Origin of the sequence: Microcystis aeruginosa FD4 (assembly GCF_009792235.1) — a bacterium.
Lineage (GTDB): Bacteria > Cyanobacteriota > Cyanobacteriia > Cyanobacteriales > Microcystaceae > Microcystis > Microcystis viridis.
In genome coordinates this window covers 4,076,819-4,096,395 of sequence record NZ_CP046973.1, presented here as the reverse complement: position 1 = coordinate 4,096,395, position 19,577 = coordinate 4,076,819, and the positions used below count along the sequence as shown (strand labels likewise).

At 41.6% G+C, this 19,577-nt stretch carries 13 protein-coding genes and 6 pseudogenes; 11 read left to right on the top strand and 8 right to left on the bottom strand.

Annotated elements, in window-relative coordinates; genetic code table 11:
- Window positions 1–59: 59 nt before the first annotated feature.
- On the bottom strand, window positions 60–1,532 hold the full coding sequence (locus tag GQR42_RS20330) for an NADH-quinone oxidoreductase subunit M (protein WP_158201362.1): 1,473 nt from the start codon (window positions 1,530–1,532) through the stop codon (window positions 60–62).
- A 95-nt stretch (window positions 1,533–1,627) separates the two neighbouring features.
- Here GQR42_RS20330 and GQR42_RS20325 point away from each other — a divergent pair.
- Window positions 1,628–2,014 (top strand): annotated as a pseudogene (locus GQR42_RS20325) (GNAT family N-acetyltransferase); the annotation flags it as partial.
- A 116-nt stretch (window positions 2,015–2,130) separates the two neighbouring features.
- Here GQR42_RS20325 and GQR42_RS20320 read toward each other — a convergent pair.
- From GQR42_RS20320 to GQR42_RS20310, 3 genes and pseudogenes are all read right to left on the bottom strand, one after another.
- A pseudogene (locus GQR42_RS20320) lies at window positions 2,131–3,470 on the bottom strand (2-succinylbenzoate--CoA ligase); the annotation flags it as partial.
- Window positions 3,446–4,411, bottom strand: coding sequence for an o-succinylbenzoate synthase (locus GQR42_RS20315; RefSeq protein WP_158201359.1), 966 nt, complete (start codon window positions 4,409–4,411; stop codon window positions 3,446–3,448). The gene GQR42_RS20315 and the pseudogene GQR42_RS20320, both read right to left, overlap by 25 nt.
- 238 nt (window positions 4,412–4,649) lie before the next feature.
- Window positions 4,650–5,089 (bottom strand): annotated as a pseudogene (locus tag GQR42_RS20310) (helix-turn-helix domain-containing protein); the annotation flags it as partial.
- 731 nt (window positions 5,090–5,820) lie between these two features.
- On the opposite strand from GQR42_RS20310, the gene dnaK reads away from it, so the two are divergent.
- The 4 genes from dnaK (at window position 5,821) to GQR42_RS20290 (ending at window position 11,029) form a co-directional block, all read left to right on the top strand.
- Window positions 5,821–7,983, top strand: a complete 2,163-nt coding sequence (dnaK, locus tag GQR42_RS20305) for a molecular chaperone DnaK (protein WP_158201358.1) — start codon at window positions 5,821–5,823, stop codon at window positions 7,981–7,983.
- Between the two features lie 329 nt (window positions 7,984–8,312).
- Entirely contained in the window at window positions 8,313–9,188 is an 876-nt protein-coding gene (locus GQR42_RS20300) for a J domain-containing protein (protein ID WP_158201357.1), read from the top strand.
- 97 nt (window positions 9,189–9,285) lie between these two features.
- The gene (locus GQR42_RS20295; protein WP_158201356.1) at window positions 9,286–10,494 is read left to right on the top strand and encodes a quinone-dependent dihydroorotate dehydrogenase; all 1,209 of its coding nucleotides are present in this window, start codon (window positions 9,286–9,288) and stop codon (window positions 10,492–10,494) included.
- A gap of 235 nt (window positions 10,495–10,729) precedes the next feature.
- Complete coding sequence (locus GQR42_RS20290; RefSeq protein ID WP_199273217.1) at window positions 10,730–11,029, top strand: hypothetical protein; 300 nt, start codon at window positions 10,730–10,732, stop codon at window positions 11,027–11,029.
- A 275-nt stretch (window positions 11,030–11,304) separates the two neighbouring features.
- Here GQR42_RS20290 and GQR42_RS29015 read toward each other — a convergent pair.
- Window positions 11,305–11,742, bottom strand: a pseudogene (locus GQR42_RS29015) (IS200/IS605 family accessory protein TnpB-related protein); the annotation flags it as partial.
- A gap of 56 nt (window positions 11,743–11,798) precedes the next feature.
- Window positions 11,799–12,863: pseudogene (locus GQR42_RS20280) on the bottom strand (ISKra4 family transposase).
- A 130-nt stretch (window positions 12,864–12,993) separates the two neighbouring features.
- Here GQR42_RS20280 and GQR42_RS20275 point away from each other — a divergent pair.
- The 4 genes and pseudogenes from GQR42_RS20275 to GQR42_RS20265 all read left to right on the top strand — a co-directional run bounded on the left by GQR42_RS20275 (window position 12,994) and on the right by GQR42_RS20265 (window position 18,382).
- Entirely contained in the window at window positions 12,994–14,976 is a 1,983-nt protein-coding gene (locus GQR42_RS20275; protein WP_158201355.1) for a glycoside hydrolase family 31 protein, read from the top strand.
- Between the two features lie 319 nt (window positions 14,977–15,295).
- Complete coding sequence (locus tag GQR42_RS20270; RefSeq protein WP_158201354.1) at window positions 15,296–16,429, top strand: HetZ-related protein 2; 1,134 nt, start codon at window positions 15,296–15,298, stop codon at window positions 16,427–16,429.
- 227 nt (window positions 16,430–16,656) lie between these two features.
- Window positions 16,657–16,815 carry a hypothetical protein gene (locus GQR42_RS27930; RefSeq protein WP_002776561.1) on the top strand — a complete coding sequence of 53 codons (159 nt, stop codon included), beginning with the start codon at window positions 16,657–16,659 and terminating at the stop codon, window positions 16,813–16,815.
- Between the two features lie 2 nt (window positions 16,816–16,817).
- Window positions 16,818–18,382 (top strand): annotated as a pseudogene (locus tag GQR42_RS20265) (cryptochrome/photolyase family protein).
- On the opposite strand, the gene GQR42_RS20260 reads toward GQR42_RS20265, so the two are convergent.
- Both GQR42_RS20260 and GQR42_RS29010 read right to left on the bottom strand, forming a co-directional pair.
- Window positions 18,364–18,612, bottom strand: a complete 249-nt coding sequence (locus GQR42_RS20260) for a hypothetical protein (RefSeq protein WP_233271417.1) — start codon at window positions 18,610–18,612, stop codon at window positions 18,364–18,366. The pseudogene GQR42_RS20265 and the gene GQR42_RS20260 overlap by 19 nt on opposite strands.
- Window positions 18,569–18,733, bottom strand: coding sequence for a hypothetical protein (locus GQR42_RS29010; RefSeq protein ID WP_233271098.1), 165 nt, complete (start codon window positions 18,731–18,733; stop codon window positions 18,569–18,571). Before GQR42_RS29010 ends, GQR42_RS20260 begins: the two co-directional genes overlap by 44 nt.
- On the opposite strand from GQR42_RS29010, the gene GQR42_RS20255 reads away from it, so the two are divergent.
- Entirely contained in the window at window positions 18,721–19,062 is a 342-nt protein-coding gene (locus tag GQR42_RS20255; RefSeq protein WP_158201352.1) for a translation initiation factor, read from the top strand. The genes GQR42_RS29010 and GQR42_RS20255 overlap by 13 nt on opposite strands.
- A 9-nt stretch (window positions 19,063–19,071) precedes the next feature.
- Window positions 19,072–19,539, top strand: coding sequence for a TspO/MBR family protein (locus GQR42_RS20250; protein WP_158201351.1), 468 nt, complete (start codon window positions 19,072–19,074; stop codon window positions 19,537–19,539).
- Window positions 19,540–19,577: the final 38 nt, after the last annotated feature.

The following is a 19,577-nucleotide window of genomic DNA, read 5'->3' as shown; positions in this document are numbered from 1 at the left end:
TTCGGCTCCTATCCACAAGTTAGTTTCGGTCTAGGTTGAAAAAATTCCGGAAAAGGTGTCTATGATTGCTTTTGACTGATTGCCGTCCGGGTTAATAACACTGATGCTTGGTTTTCACTCCAGTGAATCATCCAACTCGGTTGTAATCCCAAAACAATAATAAATAAAGCCAAGGCAATTTCGGGAAATCTTTCGGGCCAGGTACTGCGAGGAATGCGCGATAATTCAGGGGTTAAACGACCAAAGAAAACCCGATTAATCATCAGGAGAAAATATACTGCGGTTAAACCACTAGCGACCAAACATAAGAGCGTTTGTATCGGAAAAATCGGGAAACTGCCACGAAAAACTAAAAATTCGGCGATAAATCCCACCATTCCAGGGATGCCAGCGCTGGCCATAGCCGCTAAAATCATTAGCATTCCCGTGATTGGTAAACCTCTTTCTGGATTTAATAAACCGCGTAGATAATCCACATCCCGGCTGCCGGTTTTTTTATAGACTACTCCCACCAACAAAAATAATAAAGCGGAAATTAAACCGTGACTAATCATCTGCAAAATCGCTGCGGTGATGCTTAATCTGGTGGTGGCCGCCGCCGCTAGTAAAATATAGGCCATGTGGGAAATGGAAGAATAGGCCACTACTTTTTTCATATCCTTTTGGGCAATAGCGCAACTGGCCCCGTAGAGGGCGCTGATAGCTGCTATCGTTGCTAACCAAGGGGCGAGAGTTACCCAAGCGTCGAGAAATAAACCGACTCCAAAGCGCAGCAGTCCATAGGTTCCTAATTTGAGTAATATTCCCGCTAAAAGCACAGAAACGGGGGTAGATGCTTCCACGTGGGCATCCGGTAGCCAAGTATGAAAGGGAAAAATCGGGATTTTGATGGCTAATCCAATCAGAAGGGGGATGAGGAGCAGTAATTGGGTTTTAACGGGTAAATTGTTCGATAAAAGGGGATTATAGGCGAAATTATTAGCACCAGTTAGCCAAACTAAGCCGAGGAAGGAAATTAGCACTAAAAAGCCAGAAATTGCCGTGTATAATAAGAATTTCATGCCCGCATAACCGCGTCTTTGACCCCCCCAAATGGCAATGAGAAAGTAAAGGGGGACGATTTCTAATTCGTAAAATAGGAAAAATAGCAGTAAATCCTGCGCTAGAAAGGCCCCCGCTACTCCAGCATTGAGTAACAAGAGCAGGGAATAGTAAAATCTGGGTCGGTTAACCTCTGTACCACTAGCATAAAGAGCAATTATTGTCAAGATGCTGTTAAGAAAAAGTAATGAAAATGATAAGCCATCGACACCGAGAGCATAATTGAAACCGAGGAAATTAATCCAAGGCAGGTTAACCGTGAACTGCATTTGCGGGTTACTAGGGTCAAATTGCCAGCCAAGGAGAATATTAAGCAGTAAGAGAACGACAGAAAGAGTTAGAGCTAATCCTCGCACTTTTTTCGCCTCTAGAGGCGTGTAGGCAATCAGTATCGCCCCTATAATCGGTAGCCAAATAAAAGCGTTGAGCATTCTTTACTTTAATGGGGATGATAAACCTTCCCATTATTGCCTGAGCGGTCAATCTTTAGCAAGATAGCTATCAACTTTTAACATTTATTAATAAAATGAGCCAGAGATTACCATTACCAGAAATTCGTCGGGAAAAAAACAGCGATTTTGCTGCCATATACCGAGTAAATCGCTTGGCTTTTGACCGAGAAAATGAAGCTAATTTAGTCAAGACTTTGAGAAATAATGTCCCTGTCTTTTCTTTTGTTGCTGTAGAAGAAGAAAAAGTTATCGGTCATATTCTCTATAGTCCAGTGTCTTTAGAGTCGGAAAATAAACCTAATTTGAATCTGCTGGGATTAGCACCCATAGCCATTTTACCCGATTATCAAAGCAAGGGCATCGGTTCTCTTTTAACTCAATATAGTCTAAGGGAATGTGCCGCTAGAGGAATTGATGCAGTGGTGGTTTTAGGAAACCCGCATTTTTATCATCGTTTTGGGTTTATAACCGCTCAAACTAAAAATTTATCCTGTGAGTATCCGGTTCCAGAGGAAGTATTTATGGTTTTAGAATTACGGATTGATTGCTTAACAGGAGTGCAAGGTTTGGTTAAGTATCGTCGAGAGTTTGACTCGGTGTCAAAAAAGTTTCAGCTAATTTAATTAAAGTGGTTTGATTAATCTTCCCTTGGGGACTTTTTGGTATCTCTGGTAATTTTATCCAATGTTTCGGCAGTTTATACTTGACTAATTTATCTTGAATCTGGGATTGAATACTTGTCTGGTTTATCTGAGAGTTAACGGGTACATAAAAAGCGACAATTATCTGTCCCCATTTGACATCTGGTAACCCTAAAACCACCACATCTTTAACTAAATTAGTTTGTCTAATGGCAGTTTCTACCTCAAGAGGATAAACATTTTCTCCTCCGGTAATTATTTTTTGACTATCGCGACCAATGATATATAAATAACCACTTTCATCCAAATAACCTAAGTCATCGGTCTCGAAGTAGCTTGCTTGATTAAGATGGGGATAATAGCCTAAAAATAAAGATTTTGCTTCAATAATAATTTTCTGGTTATCGGGATTAATTTTTATCTGAGCATCGGGTAATACCTGTCCATTACTATTATTTCCTTGTCGAAAATCTTCTGGTTTAAGGGTGACAATTTGTGAGGCAGTTTCTGTCATTCCATAGGTGGGAGATAGGGAAATATTATATTCTCTAGCTTTTTCTAATAAAGATGGCCATGCAGGGGAACCTCCTAGTAAAACTGTTTTAAAATTGGTTAACCATTGAGGATCATTTTCTAGAAAAAATTGTAATTGACTGGGGACTAAGGAGATAAAATAATCTTGAAGATTGAGATTATTTATGCGCTTTTGTTTGATTTTATGGTAAGAAATAACAGCAAAATCTCCCCCAGTTAAAAAACTTCTGAGAAACTGCATTAAACCACTAACATGATATAAGGGCAATAGGCAAAAAGAGTTAACCTGCTTGACTTGAAAATATTCAGAGAAACCTTTGACAGAAGCAGTTAAAGTTAACCAGTTGTGGATAGCAAAGCGAATTTTTCCCGAGGTTCCTCCCGTGGGTATCATCAGAGAATTAGTCAAAGGATTGACAGGAGGAGAATTATGGTTATAAACCTTGATATTTTCACCAAAAATATAGTCGGGTTGCATCAGAGAGAAAACCTGTTGCCATTCGTTACTTTTCCAGTCGGGATTAGCTAGAAATAGGCAACTTTTGACCCTGACAGCAGCCAAGAATATCGCTAAAAATTTAATGGGATTGCCTTCGCACAGAAGTATAGTTAATCGAGGATTATCTGCTGCGATAAATTTCTGACAATAGGACTGATATAATTGATAAAATTTCTGGCTATTGTATCCATATAACCAATTTTTTTGACTGAGATATGCTAATTGTTTGCTGATGTCGTCCACAGTTTTTCTAACCAATCGGGTTCATTATTATTAAACCATTGTTGCACACCAAAACCTAAAGCTCGCTCCTTTCGTGGGTATTCTTGTGCTAGACGTAAAGCGGATTTTCTGCCGATATTAGTTTCTAAAACCGAGGAAAATACTAAATCTAAGGGATATTTTTCCCAGAGATTTCTTAACCCTTGTATTGAACCAGTAATAGCAGGTTTAATCACAAAAATTCCTCGCCATCCCCGTTGATAACATTCCTCTATTTGTCGGAGATTGGCCACCGATTCATCTAAGGCAATCTCCGTGGTAAAATCTTGACTTAATTGCAACATTTCCGCTAATTGAGATGGGGGTAAAGGTTGTTCGATAAATTCAATTAGTTGACATTCATCGGCAATTTTTAACCAGATTTTACTCTCAGCAATACTTAATCCTCCATTGGCATCTAAACGCAATTTAATTCCCCTGGGTAATCGGCCAATTAATTTTTCAAATAAGGTTAACTCCTCTGCGAGAGAATTGACCGCAATTTTCCATTTATAAGTATTAGTTTTATGAGCGGCTAAAATATCATCTAGACAAGGAAATACTGCTGCACCAGTGGGCAATAAATAACTATAATTTTTCGTTTCTAATTCTCTTGATTGATTCTCGATACTTAAATCTTCTAAAGCTGATTCAAAGGCAAATTGACACGCGGGAAATTGTTCGGGAATAGAAAAAATTGAAGTTATTGATAGGGGATTTTCGAGACTTTGACAGAATAATATTGCTGCCGATAATGTTTCTGAACCAAATTCAGGTAAAGGAGCAATTTCTCCCCATCCAATTCGTCCATCTTCCGCTTCTAAGCGAATAATAATTCCTTCCCTAATTTCCCATAGTCCGTGATGGGTTTGTAGGGGACGCAGCAAAGGACGCTGATAAACACGAAATTGCCAGAAATACATGATTAACTATAAGTAGTCGAGATAGGAGACCTTTCAGTAATCAGTAATCAGTGAAAGGCTGCAGCTCAATTTTATAGAAATATCTATATCATATTTTGGGCTTGTAGGGACGAATTGCATTCACCCTCTTTTAATAACTTCTGCTGCTCATTATAAGTGGGAGAAAGTCCCAGAGATGAGATGCCCTCGATAAATATTGACTATATCGCCATATTTTTGCTTCTTTTTTAGGTGTTTTTCTGCTGGACTCAATTGACCAATACTTCATCGACGAGCAAATGGGAAACTCTGTTACTTTTTCTCCGACTTTTTCGGACTCGTGGGGCGTTTTTTTGGGAAACTTTGCTTCAGTTTTTTCGTAATTCGCCCTAGGGTGGATCTACTGACTTTAATCTGTGTCTTTTCAGAGAGTAAGTTAGATAATTCTTGGAGAGTTGCATCCCTGTTAGCTTCGATGATTTCGACAAGAATTACTAATTGCTCACTATTTAACTTGGTTGGGGGACTGCCTCCTTGGGGACGGGGACGGATATCTCCAGTTTCTTGATATTGTTTCAATAACTTTTGAATAAAGCTTTTGGCCACATTAAATCTTTTGGCTAGTTCTCGAATAGAAATTCTTTCTTTTTCCCAGACATCGATAATTTTTTGGCGAAAGTCTACTGAATAGGGTCTCATGTCTGCTCTGCCTCTCAATTATTTGTCTATTGGCCTTCTATTGTACCTCATGGCTCCAATAATTGCTATATTTTCCTTAGTCGTTGGCAGTCAGTAAGACAGTAGTTATACTACTCCTGATTGGATAAGCCTTTCCACTGAGAAGATGTACCAGACCGAGCTTGAATCCGCCGTATTTGCCTCAGTTGAATTTGATTGAAATCTTGTGGGGATTTATTAAGTATGAATGGCTGGGGATAAGCTGTTGACTATCTAAATTACTCGTTAAGACTGTCTATGAGCGCCGGAGTTGGCAGCGGGGAGAGGGAGTTCGATCATTTGTACTATAAAATCCAAGACGCAGTTTAAATGCCATACAGCTTAGATGCCAACTCTAGCGGGGAAACTTTGGTTAAATCTGTGGAAAAAAGTCTGAGAGAATTCGGAGAAAATTATCTAATTAATTTTGTCTGACCACTTATGAGGTGAAAGTCTCCTGTCCGGTTCTGAATAGGAGGGGATGGAGGCGACTCCATTCTCGACCCCTAATGATTTAGTATTAAACCTCCCAAGCCCGATCGCCAGCGATCGCTAAAAGCTTCGGTAATCACGCCCTCAATCCCCCCCGAATCGAGAGCGAGAACCTAAGACAATTCGATACAATATTGTCAACAAGCATTAAGCGATTTAAACTATCGATCGAAGGTAAAAGTCCCGAAGTTATCGAAATCTAGGGGGAGACAAAAACAAGCATGGGTAGAGTAGTAGGCATTGATCTAGGGACAACTAACTCCGTCGTCGCCGTGATGGAAGGCGGAAAGCCAGTGGTCATCGCCAACTCGGAAGGCATGAGAACCACCCCTTCTGTGGTCGGTTTTAATAAAGATGGGGAGTTAGTGGTCGGTCAAATGGCCCGGCGACAAGGGGTACTCAATCCCCAAAACACCTACTATGGAGTCAAACGCTACATAGGTCGTCGCTACTCGGAATTAAACCCCGAATCGAAGCGCGTCCCCTACACCATCCGCCGGGATGAGATGGGCAATATCAAAATTAAATGCCCCCGTCTGCAAAAAGAATTCGCCCCCGAAGAAATTTCCGCCCTAATTTTACGCCGATTAGCCGAAGAAGCCAGCCGTTATCTAGGGGAAGAAGTCACCGGGGCCGTAATCACCGTCCCCGCCTATTTTAATGATTCCCAACGTCAAGCCACCCGGGATGCGGGCCGAATTGCGGGGTTAGAAGTGCTGCGGATTCTCAACGAACCCACCGCCGCCGCCCTAGCCTACGGTCTCGATGAACAGGAAAGCAAGAAAATCCTCGTTTTTGACCTGGGAGGCGGTACTTTTGATGTTTCTATCCTAGAAGTGGGTGACGGCGTTTTTGAGGTGAAAGCCACCAGTGGCGACACCCAATTAGGCGGCAATGATTTCGATAAAAGAATCGTCGATTGGTTAGCCAATCAATTTTTGGAACAGGAAGGCGTGGAGCTGCGCCAAGACCGGCAAGCACTACAAAGACTCACAGAAGCGGCAGAAAAAGCCAAAATTGAACTGTCTGGGGTCAGCGTCACCGATATTAATCTGCCCTTTATCATCGCCACGGAAGACGGACCCAAACACATCGAAACTCGCCTGAGTCGCGCCCAATTTGAGGAATTATGCGGCGATTTAATCAGTCGTCTCCGTCGTCCCCTCAAACGCGCCCTTTCTGATGCCGGTTTGTCCCCCGTCCAACTAGATGAAGTGGTACTGGTCGGCGGCGGTACGCGGATGCCGGTGGTTAAGGATTTAGTGCGGAGTTTTATCGATAGGGAACCCAATCAAAATGTTAACCCCGATGAGGTTGTAGCGGTCGGGGCGGCTATTCAAGCGGGAATTTTGGGCGGCGAGGTCAAAGACGTGCTGCTCCTCGATGTAACCCCTTTATCCTTGGGTTTAGAAACCATCGGCGGTGTGATGAAAAAGTTAATCCCCCGCAATACCACTATTCCCGTCCGCAGAGCTGACCTTTTTTCCACTTCCGAAAATAATCAAACTGTGGTCGAAATCCACGTTGTGCAGGGAGAAAGGGAAATGGCCAGCGATAATAAATCCTTGGGACGTTTTAAATTAACCGGTATCCCCCCCGCACCCCGGGGTATTCCCCAAGTGCAAGTGTCCCTCGATATCGATGCTAATGGTATTCTACAAGTCACCGCTAGGGATAAAATGACCGGACGCGAGCAAAGTGTCACCATTCAAGGCGCTTCTACCCTCAGCGAAGGGGAAATTAACCGCATGATCGGCGATGCTGCCCGATTTGCCGAAGCAGATCGTACCCGTCGCGAAAAGGTCGATAAACGCAATCGCGCCCGCTCTCTGGTGGATCAAGCCCAACGACGCTTAAAAGATGTTACTCTCGATTTTGGTAATGAGTTTACCCGTTCCTATCGTCGTCAAATTGAGTCTTTGAGTACGGAAATTATCGACGCTTTGGAGAAAAATGATGACCGTCGCATCGATCGCGCCCAAGCGGATTTACAGGATGTTATTTATGAATTAAATCGCGAGGTACGGCTACAATACGACGAGGAAGACGAGGGCTTTTTTAGTGCTATTCGCAAGACTTTTACCGGGGATAAGGAAGATGATCTTCCCTACGAACCGCGCCGCGATCGTTATCGCCAGGATTATCGTCCCAGTACACCGGGTTATCAAAGTGATTATCGACCCAATTATTCGGCTAATCAAGATAGTTATCGCCCCCCCAATCAGGACAATTACTACAATGGCCGCAATAGCGATTGGTCAAGTTCCCCCCGTTCGGAGGAAAAAAGTTATAACAATAGTAAAAGTAACCGCAGCAGCGGCAATCGTTCCCGCAATATCCCCCCCCAAAATAACTGGGATGATGACGATGATGATTGGTTTTAATCAGTGATCAGGGAACAGTGATCAGTAATCAGTGATCAGTAAACAGTGATCAGTGAAAAGACAGTGGCAAACTACTATTTAATACTGCTCACTTAATACATACTGCTCACTTAGAACTCAAATCTGATAACTGATAAGTGGGTGGGTGGAATTAAATATAAGATGAACGTAGGTTGGGTTGAAGCATGAAACCCAACGCCCGATTATGTTACGAAGTGCGCTAACCCATCCTACAAATAATTGTGCCTCCCTACTTAACTGATGACTGATAACTGATGACTGATAACTGATGACTGATAACTGATAACTGATAACTGATAACTGAATATATGCCACAATTAGTTAATTATTATGATGTTTTAGGAGTATCTCGCACGGCTACCAGTGACGAGATCAAAAAGGCTTTTCGACGACTGGCGCGTCAATATCATCCTGATGTTAATCCGGGGGATAAATCGGCCGAAGAAAAGTTTAAAGATATTAATGAAGCTTATGATGTTCTCTCCGATGAAGAAAAACGGGTTGAGTATAATCGTTCCTTGACGGGGATTAAGCGCCGCGGGATACGTCCGGGGGAAAAAGCGAATAGTAACGGTAATGGAAAAATACCCCGGACAGAACAGGATTTATGGAAGTTTAGAGATTTTAGTAACCTTAACACTAAGCGCGCTAAAATTGCCTCCTCTCCCCGTTTAACTCGTCGAGATGTGGAAGCAAAATTAACTTTACCTTTAGAGAAAGCCTATCAAGGTGGCAGACAAAGAATTCGTCTGGAAGATGGTAGATCAATAGAGGTTGATATGCCGGCAGCCATGATCGATGGGCAGAAAATTCGTCTCAAAGGTCAGGGTATTGAAGGGGGTGATTTATATTTAAAAATAACCATTGCTAGGCATCCCTTTTTTAAGATTCAAGGTTCCGATATTGTCTGTCAAGTGCCGATTACTCCTAGCGAGGCAATTGTGGGCGGTTTTGTGGAAATTCCTACCATTGACGGGTTAGTTAAAATGATGATTCCTAAGGGAGTGAGAAGCGGTCAAAGATTACGTTTGGCTAACAAAGGTTATCCCACTTCCCAAGGAGAAAGGGGCGATCAATTAGTGGAAATTCTCTTAGTTAATCCTCCCAATCCTAGCCCCGAAGAATTAGAACTTTATCAAAAAATACGGGCGATCGAAACTTTTAACCCTCGTCAAGGTTTATAAAGATTATGCTAGGTGGGTTACGGCAAATTTGAAATTTTTTGTCAAAAACATGACTTGTCCTCACCTAACCCACCCTACACCTTAATCCCGCTTGATTATGACCAATATAATTGATACAATCAAACCTTTTTACCCTCTAGCTTTCAAGGCTATTCGAGGCAATTTAGAGGGAACACAAAAACAATTATTAAATACTCTGCAAAAAATCGATCGCTCGCGGCAGGGATTTTGGGGACAATGGTTAATCTCACAATTATCAGAATCCCTCAGTTTTAGCGATTCTCGCCTATCTCAAAGCCTCTGGGGGTTAAATTTCCCCAATCCCGTCGGATTAGCGGCAGGATTCGATAAAGACGGTTTAGGGGCAGGACTTTGGCATAATTTCGGCTTTGGTTTTGCCGAGGTGGGTGCTGTCACCCTAGAAGGGCAACCGGGCAACCCAAAACCGAGATTATTTCGTTTACCAGAAGATTTGGCGGGATTAAACCGTATGGGGGCAAATAACCTCGGTGCGCCGGTTCTAGCGGCAACTCTCCAGCAATCTTGGCAACGACAACCCCGACAGATTCCCATCGGTATTAACCTCTGTAAATCGAAAAATACGCCCCTAGAAAAGGCCCCAGAGGACTATTTAGGCAGTTTTCGCTATTTATTCCCCCATGCTGATTATTTTGTCGTTAATGTTAGTTCTCCCAATACTCCCGGTTTGCGTTCCCTGCAAAGTGGTGAACAACTCGATAAAATCCTCGACATTTTACAAACAGAAAATCAAGGCAGAAAACCCCTATTAGTGAAAATTTCTCCCGATTTAGAATGGGAAGATATCATAACGATTATTGAGTTAGCTTTCTCCTATCAATTAGCGGGAATTGTCGCTACTAATACCACCACTAAACGCACGGGATTAACAACCACAATTCTGCCCGAAACTGGTAAACCAATCACTGAAGAAGCAGGGGGAATTAGTGGCAAACCTTTGCGGGAACGTTCCACGGAAGTGATCCGTTTTATCTATCAGCAAACCGAAGGTAATTTACCGATAATTGGAGTGGGAGGCATTTTTTCTCTCGATGATGCTTGGGAAAAAATTACCGCCGGTGCCAGTTTATTACAGATTTATACCGGTTGGTTATATCAGGGACCTTGGCTAGTATCAAATATTTTACAAGGATTAACAGAAAAATTAGAGGCCAATGGGTTAACTAATATTAATCAAGCGGTGGGAATTAATAATAGACCTCTGGAAAAAATCAAAAATCTTCCCTTAGGGAAAGAGTCACGGGGCAGTATTCACGAGTCAAAATAAGCAAAGGAAAGACATTGTTTACTAGGCTCGATGATTAAATGACTATTGTTAATAGAAAGAATCTAGGTCGTGAGCATCCAGATTTTTTACAATTGTTTGCATAAATATTAATAATTATGACAAAGCATCAGTTCTTAAAGAGTTTTTATTCTGGGCTTATCAATCCGTTAATAAAAGCCTTCTAATCTCAAGAGAGAACGTTTTGTTTCCTTGAGATTAGAGGACTAAAAAATTAATGATTGCTTCACATTCTAACCGCAAAAATGTTCTAGCGGCAACTCTGCTAACAGTGGGAATTTCCCTAATAAACGTACCAACGGTTTTAGCGCAAGCTCATACTAATACAGGCGGACCGCAGGTGACAGGATTGAATGGTTATAAATATACGCCCCTATTTACAGTGGGTGAAACCATCAACAATTACACTCCCATCGGTATTCTTGATGGAATTGGCGTTATCGATCTAGGAAATGGGACGATTCGTGCCTTGGTCAACCACGAAGTTAGAAATAACCAAGGAGCCTCTTATAGTTAGGGCTTGCTGAATAAATGTGAAATGTATGCAAAGTAAGGGTTTTGGGGCTTTACGAGCGAAACAGGTGCAAGATTTTGAGAGAATCGTGGTTCAAAACCTTGCATCTTCATCGGCCCGCGTCCTGTAGGGGCGAAGCATTCGGGCAATAACCTATCGGTGAAACCGTAGATTTTCTATCCGAATGCTTCGCCCGTACTTTTTCAGCAAACCCTAGTTAGTAAAAGTATAGTCAAATATAGACAGACTGAATTCCATTTCAGAAATTCCCTTCACTTTTACTTCGAGAGATTGATTCTCCTTGGGTGAACTACGCACCTCTCTATCCCATAGCGGTTAAACGCATTTGGGAATGCTTTTCGCAAAATGTTGTAGGAACCCATCACATCAGATTGGCAAAGAAATCCTCTATCTGTGCGATATAACCCTCGTTTAATCCTTTTTCCTGAAAAAACGGGTTTTTCAGTTGTTTGTCCCTACACTGGTAGAGGATCGTCATTCAAAAAATTAGCAACGGAGGTATAGGATTCCTCTTGAATAATCACTTTAATTCCTACTAATTGACATTGATAACTAATCATGTCAATTAATCGAGCATGAGGGATGCTCACAAACTTTTGATTATTGACTTTCCCTAAGTTTACCTCTTGTTTCCACCCTGGATTATTCCCAATAACTAAAGTGGTAATTTGTTGGTCAACTAAGAGCTTAACCAAAGGGAGCATCTCACCTTTGCAATAAGTAGAAATGCTTAATGAGATCAATAAAAAAGTTAAAAAAGGCAACCATTTAGATAAGCACAGCGATGACGAAGGACTTGCGGTACATTACCAGATTCCCAACTTGCACCAGTAATTTTGAGACTCGGAGCAATTTGTTTAATTTTTGATTCAACAGAGCCAGAGCCAATGGAAATGCCCTCTGCCTGCAAATAACCATAATTGACAATTCGATGTTTATGCTTGTTCAAATAAGTAATAAAATTCTCAACTTGCGGCTCTGACCATCCTTCGCGCACAAGAGATAGCCGCCGCCACTTCCCCCTTCCATAGAAAACATTTTACCTCCTCAATTCGCTGGAATGACCCGCCAACTTTATAGAGGTTTTCGATTAAATGATACCAATCCAATATTTCAATTCTTTCCTGTTTCTCTCCGATCTCACGAAATAAATTCCAGATACCATCATGTCCATCTCCTCAACAAATTAAAGGCTTGGCCAAAACTTGAGAATTAACCAAATCTAATCAAGCTGAGTTATCCTGAAAAAAAGCCGCTACCCCCAGTTGATGAAAACTCACTGCTTTATAATCACGCCAAATTAAGGCTTTTCCCTTGTCAGTTCTTAGTCGTACCTTACCGCCATCTATGCTCATTTCTTCGACTTCGACTTCTGGGTTAGATGGTAATTCTTCAAAAGCATAGCGATGTACGAGGGGTTGTTGGGTACTGTGAGAAACAGCAATCCCTGTCAATGATTTGATTTTCTGCGCCGATTTCTCGTAGGATTCATCGCCACTTAATAGCCAACAGTTCTTCTCTAACATTGGACTCATCTGAGTCCGAGGCTTTACTTCTAACTTCTTCGCTTGTTTTTCTGTAATTGGTAATTCCCCCAAAATACTTTTCACTTTTCTCGTCCGACCGGCGGTTTCTTCTGTGCTTGTTTTGACAAAAAAATACCGATTTCTGGGTTAACATAATGAATCATTAAATCTCTAACAGTCTCCTCTATCTCTCCCAAGTTATTAAATTTCTTAATTTGGGATTGCTCATAGAGACAAGCTCCCAACTCTCGGGATAAATCTTGAATTCTTTTTTCATTTTCTGATAACATTGAATTATTCCTCCCATCGAGATATATTCTGAATTGTAAGTTATAACTATTATAATCTCATTTCTCTTTGTGATCAAGTTGAAGATTTTCTAGTTTTTGACGGCTATAAGTATTAATACTCATTGCATAAGTGAGATGCTCCCATGTGGACATTCAACATAACTACCAAACTTTTACCATTGATACTAAGAAGTTTCCTGACCCTTTATCAATGTTTGATAATTTGCGAGAACAAGGGGTAAAATGCAGTACCAATATAACTCCTGTCATTAGCAACAAAGATAGCAATTATCAGACCTATAAGGAAGGATTAAGCAATAGTTATTTCGTCTTAGATAAACGTTATGACCCCGATAATCCAGATAGTCGCTCCTATCAGTGCTATGGTGGAGGCAACGAATATCGTCCCAATGATCCCGATAAAATACAAGGATTTAACAGTGGTCAACCTTATATCGGAGAAGTTTATTATGGCAATGATGCCTATGGCAATGAGTTAGGAACGCCAGGTCATTATCCTGATTTTGGGCGAAGCGAAGTGCGAAAATGGTGGGGAACCCAATATCAATATCTCTTTGATATGGGGTTAGAAATGGTCTGGCAAGATATGACAACCCCTGCTATTCGTGAGACTCGTGGGGACATGAAAGGGTTTCCTTTTCAACTCTATGTGACCAGTGATTTTATTTCTGGTGTCACACCTCAATTAACCCCTGCAATCAAAGTCTGGAACTTTTATGCTTACAATCTCCATAAAGCCACTTATCATGGACTAAATTATCTACCTGGACGGGATAATAAACGCAACTTTATCATTGGGCGAGGTAGTTTTACTGGCTCTCATCGCTTTTCAGGATTATGGACGGGAGATAATGCTTCGGATTGGGATTTTCTACGGATGAATATTTCTCAGGTTCTTTCTCTGGGAATGTGTGGATTAGCGATTTGCGGTCAAGATATAGGTGGTTTTGAAACTTCCTATATAGATAATGGTGAATGGGCAAGTCCAGAGCTTTTAATTCGCTGGACAGTGGCAGGTGCTTTCTTGCCTTGGTTCAGAAATCATTATGTCCGCAAAGGGCGTAAGGCATTCCAAGAACCTTTTATGTATGTGGAATACTTCAACGAACGGGGACTGCCTATTCCTCAACCGCAAGATTTGTATAAAATGGTATTGCCGATTTGCAAACATTATATTGAATTGCGTTATCGGTTGATGCAGCTTTTCTATGACTGTCTTTTCGAGAATACTTTGGATGGAATGCCGATTTGCCGTCCTATGTTTCTCAATGATCCTCAAGACCAGTCTCTTTATAATGATCAAGAATATTTCCTTGACAACCAGTTTTTTGTTGGCAAGGATCTTCTCATTTCTCCTGTTACCAAACCTCAAGCGGAGACGAATGGAGGTAAATGGGATGTTTATCTACCCCAAGGTAGTAATTGGTATTGTTTTATGAACAACCAACTACCTTTAGCCAGTTTAGTTGAAGGAGGAACGACGATTCGAGATTTTGATGCTAATCTTAATCTTGAGGGTAATCATATTAATTTCATTGTTCCTATCTATGTTCGTTCAGGGGCAATTATTCCCATGATTGAGCTTGAAGAATATGTGGGAGAACTGAACAAAAAAGGTCAACCTAATCCTATTACTTTGAATATTTACCCCGGTCAAAGTGGTGAATATACAATGTATTTAGATGATGGGGTTAGTCGTTCTTCAGGCGTTGCTAAACCAGAAAATGAGGGGGGATATCCAAGGGCTAAAAGTGAATATCGGGAGACAAAGATTACCCATAAATATATAGATGCAGCCCAAAAAACTCGTGAACTAAAAATAGAGCGTGTTCATGATAACTATCGGCCCGAGTACGAGACGTTTTTCTTTGTTGCTATTTTGCACGATCCTTCTGAAACTCAGGGAAGCTCTGGTTCTTTGAATAAAGTTATTCTCAACAATCAAGAAATCCAGAAATTAGGCAATGGAGATGATAATGCCCTCAATGGGGCTAGTTTGAATGCTTGGTATTACAACCCAACTATTAATATTAACTTTATTAAGGTATTTGATAATCTCCCTTCTGTCACGATAACTTTGGAGTATGCTTAGACCCACATTATGTGGTGTCTTCAAAATAAAGTTTTGACTGGCTGTAAATAAATAAAAAACAGGCAGTCGAAACCTTATGTCCACAGCTTATTTTTTTGGGTTCTTCGTTACTTGGTATGGTTTGATCGGGGGGCATAAATCGACTAAATCCTTATCTGGCAAAAGACTTAATTGATTAGTTCGTTCTAGTCGGGTGTGGGGTAAAATCGGTAGCGATCAGCTTTCTCCATGGCTCAGGTTTTAGCATATATTGTGCAAATGCGCTAGTATTTAAACTAAAGCCGTCCTCAAAGGACGGGGTTTGGAACTCAATTTTTCGATGACGACAATAATCGACGAGTTAAGGCAACAATGGCAAGATCGCCTCTCGCAAACAGAGGATTCCTTAACCGATCGCCAACGGGAGACTATTATCAAGTGGTTACTCGGTGAAGATAGCCAACGTTGGGAAACTTTGGACCAGAGAGATTTAGAAATCGCTAAACGGGGATTAGTCTATCTTTGGCAAATTTTGCGGCAACGCTATCTGAAAGTTAGTCCCACCCGCGCCTATCGTAACCTGATCGATCGTCTCGGCGCTTGTGTCACTCTCCGGCAAAAAATTCGCACTTGGGTTTCCTTAAGTCGCGATCGTCAGCAAGCGGTGGCCGATGTCTTGCAAGAAGTTATTCAAGAGATGTTAAATAGCGATCGCTATCTGCAATCCCAGTTAGCATGGATCGCTCGTTGTACCAACGATCAAGCTACTCGCGATCGGCTGCTGTTAGCCACCCTGGAGGAATACGCCCTGCGTCCGATCCGCAATCAACCCCTGTTAGCCTATCGTTTTGTTAATTATCTCCGTCGTCAAGCGAAAAGCGGTATCACTAATGTGCCGCGGGAAGAAATGATCCGGATTCTCTCCGATGAAATTAGTGGCGATGAGGGGGAAAATAGCTTAAGTTTACTGGAACAAAATGCGATCGCTACCTACGAAGATCAACGCACTTGCCAAGAAGCGCAAATTCTTCGGGTAAAAGTTCAAGAGAGTTTTGCTAGGTATCTAGAGGAAAATGTTAGTCGCGAGGCAGTGACTTGGTTTAACCTCTATCTAGGCGGCGAAAGCCAAGATGCGATCGCCAAAGCGATGAATATTCCCATCCAACGGATTTATCGTCTCCGGGAAAAAGTTGGCTATCATGCGATTAAGGTTTTTGCCCTCAAGGAAGGGGCAGAATTAATCAGTGAATGGTTAGAAATCAGCCCGAAAGAGCATAATTTTGGCTTAACTCTCAGTCAATGGCAAATTTACTATGCAGCCCTTTCTCCCACGGGTAAAAGCGTTATCGATGGCTTAAAAGCGGGTAAAACCCTTGAGGAAATCGCCGGCGAATTAAACTGTAAACGCACGCAAGTGGTCAAAGAATGGACGCAACTTTATCTAAGCGCCCAAAGTCTCAGGACAAAAACCTAATCAGTTATCAGTGATCAGTAATCAGTGATCAGTAATCAGATGCGAGTTTTAAGTGAGTGGTATTCAGTGAGAAGTATTATAGTCATTTCAGATAAGTCTGATACAGTCTAGACCGATCAAACCCTTATCAACTCTGGCATTCATATTCTCAATCTTAATTGAAATGACTATAAATGGCAGTTTCCTACTGTCTTTTCACTGATTTTTGATTTTTGACTTCAAGAAATATGTGGATTATCAGCAAAAAAGTCGGGGTATTTACCCATTATTTAACCCCTACGGGGACATTTACCCCCAGCATCGACAAAGCCAGTAAATTTTCTGCTCGGGAAATGGCGGATATTATGGCTAAAAAATACGGGGGAATAGTCGAGGCAATGAAATAATTATGACCATTGGTATTTGGATTTTAGGTGATCAATTATGGACAGGACAAGCGGCCTTAGCTAATCGTCAAGCCTATTCACAGGAAACACCGGTTATTTTAATTGAATCCCACAATCATATTCGACAAAGACCCTATCATCAGCAAAAATTAGTTTTAATCTGGTCGGCGATGCGTCATTTTGCCGAGGAATTAAAAACTTTAGGATGGTCTGTAACTTACGAAATTGCTGAAGATTTTGAACCAATTTTATCCGCTTTTATTAAGCAATTAGGCATTAAAGAATTACAGATAATGATGCCTAATAATTTGCCCTTTCTTAGATTAATCAAAAATCTCGATTTAGACTGTGCTATAACCCTAATTGATAATAATCACTTTCTCTGGACAAGGACAGATTTTAATAATTGGGCTAAATCTCGTAAAAGACTATTACTAGAGGATTTCTATCGAGAAAGTCGCAAAAAATGGCAGATTTTAATGGAGGATAATCAACCCATAGCAGGACAATGGAACTTTGATAAACAAAACCGCAAACCGCCCAAAGATAGATTAAAAACTCCTGATCCTCTTTGGTTTGCACCCGATGAAATTACCCTTCAAGTTATCGCTGATGTGGAAGCTTTAGATATTCCTAAATATGGAAAAATTAAACCTTTTCCCTGGGCAGTAACCCGCAGACAAGCTTTACAAGTATTGGAGCATTTTATTACTAATTGTCTGCCCAACTTTGGACCCTACCAAGATGCGATGATAACGGGAGAAGAAACCCTCTGGCATTCCCTATTATCCCCCTATCTTAATCTAGGATTACTAACGCCATTGGAAGTGATTCAAGGAGCAGAAATTGCCTATAAAAAAGATAATTTAGCCCTAAATAGCATCGAAGGATTTATCCGTCAGGTGTTGGGATGGCGGGAATATATGCAGGGAATTTATCATTATCTGGGAGAAGATTACGCTAATCATAATTGGTTTGAGCATCAACAACCCTTACCGGCTTTCTTTTGGGATAGTAATCAAACCGAGATGAATTGCCTCAAACAAGTATTATCACAGGTGGAAAATACTGGTTATGCCCATCATATTCAAAGATTAATGATTTTGAGCAATTTTGCCTTAATTTTTGGCTGCTCTCCCCAAGAGATTGAAAACTGGTTTCATAGTGTTTTTATCGATGCCTACGATTGGGTAATGCAGACTAATGTACTGGGAATGGGACAATTTGCCGATGGGGGAATTCTCGCCTCTAAACCCTACGCCGCCTCGGCCAACTATATTGATAAAATGAGTGATTATTGTCGGGGTTGTGTGTATAAAAAAATGAACGAGTCGGGGATTTTGCCTGTCCTTTTAATTTTCTTTACTGGGATTTTTTGGCACGACATCGAGAAAAATTAAAATCCCAAGGTCGCGTTAATATGATTTTAGGTCATCTCGATCGAATGTCGGCAGCTGAACTTAATCAAATGCGCTGCCAGTCCAACCAATTAAGAGCTATCAGTTGTCGGTCGTCGGTCGTCGGTCGTCGGTCGTCGGTCGTCGGTCGTCAGGAGGTGATAGGGTGATAGGGTGATAGGGTTTTGGGGTGATAGGGTGATAGGGTTTTGGGGTGATAGGGTGATAGGGTTTTGGGGTGATAGGGTGATAGGGTGATAGGGTTTTGGGGTGATAGGGTTTTGGGGTGATAGGGTTTTGGGGTGATAGGGTTTTGGGGTGATAGGGTGATGAGACAACTTTCCCACTTCCCCACTTCATAATTCATAATTCCCATCTCCCCACTTCCCCACTTCCCCACTTCCCCACTTCCCCACTTCCCCACTTCCCCACTTCCCCACTTCCCCACTTCCCCACTTCCCCGCTCCCCCACTTCCCCACAACCAAAACTCACTATGATAATTGCTATATGAGTAAATCAAAGGAAAAAAACCGGATTGCCTATCAGGAATTTGGAGATCAAAGTAATTCCCCAGCTTTTGAGCGTTCCATTCCTGAATTACCCCCAAATCAGCAGAATTTGCGAGTACAAACCTCCCGCTCTGGTCGTGCGGGAAAAACCGTTACCATAGTTACAGGTTTTCAATGCCAAACCGAAACTCTGACGAAATTGTTAAAACAGTTAAAAGCCGCTTGCGGGACGGGTGGTACAGTTAAAGAAAATACCATTGAGATCCAAGGAGATCATCGCCAAAAAATACTACAAATTCTTATTGAATCGGGTTACAAAGCCAAAATTAGCGGAGGATAGCTAAAAATCATGATTCCCTCTTGGTTGCTTATCGGTGTCGTGGGATTTTTGGTAGCGTTAGGTGGGGGATTACTCAATTCTCGCGATGTACGTTGGTTTGCGCGTTTGCGTCGTCCCGATTGGTTGACCTTTGAAAGATTAATCCCTCTTATCTGGACAATTATCTATATTTGTGGCGCAATTTCTGCTTATTTAGTCTGGGAAGCTCAACCGGCTAATCGCTGGTTTTTGATGGCTTTTTATCTGTTGGTGGAATTGACTATTACTGCCTATACTCCCGTCACCTGTAAACTACGCAGTCTTAAAGCGGGAACGATTATCGGCGGTACGGGTTTTTTCTTGGGTTGTCTTCTGGCGCTCTTGGTTTTCCCTGTTTCTTCTTGGGCGGGTATCCTACTCCTACCTTACCTGATCTGGAGTCCGATCGGTACCTATGTGACTTGGGAAATGACCCATCTCAATCCTAGGGATGTATAGATAGGTAAAGTGGGATGGGTTAATTTTTAACCCATCCC